The sequence below is a fragment of the Streptomyces sp. AC627_RSS907 genome, from assembly GCF_019049165.1.
Map to the genome: position 1 here is coordinate 1 of NZ_JAGMUE010000865.1, position 601 is coordinate 601.

Here is a 601-nt window from a genome sequence, read left to right on the forward strand (position 1 = left end):
GTCCACCGCCTGGCCCGACCACTTCAGCAGCCAGGCCCGGCGGGACGGTATCGCCGAACCGACTCTGGTCAAGCTCTCCGATTGGAGTGACCTTCCCGTACCGCGCGGTCTGCCCGAGCCGCTGCGTAGGCTGCTCGCCGCCGCCTACGCGGAGATGACCGACCGAGTGTGGGTGCGCGGCGGTACCCCCGTCGAACCCGCGCCCGCACCGCACGAGCTCAAGCGGGACTACGCCCTGCGGGAGCAGCAGCTGCCCAGCGAGAGCGACTGGGACGAGGCGCGCAAGCGGTTCGAGACCGTGCTCGGGGACCGGGCGCCGCAACTGCGGCGCGGGCGGATCGTCAACCAGTTCGCCGGGCAGATCAAGCACGCTGCCAGCGTGCTCGCCCAGGACGCAGGGCGGCTCGTCGGGGAACTGGAGAAGCACCGCGCCTTCCTCCGCCTCGACGACGACTCGCCCCGGCTCGTCCTGGCCCGGCGGGCGCAGGAACTGGTCAAGGAAGTGACGGAGGCCGGCCTTGAGGCCAAGGCCGTCGTGGACCGGCTCGCTCGCTTCGACCTCGGCGACTTCACCGCGCACCGGTACGGGATGTCCCTGAAG

At 71.5% G+C, this 601-nt stretch carries 1 pseudogene; it reads left to right on the top strand.

From position 1 onward, the window contains the following. Positions 1–601: pseudogene (locus KUM32_RS39090) on the top strand (phage resistance protein); the annotation flags it as partial.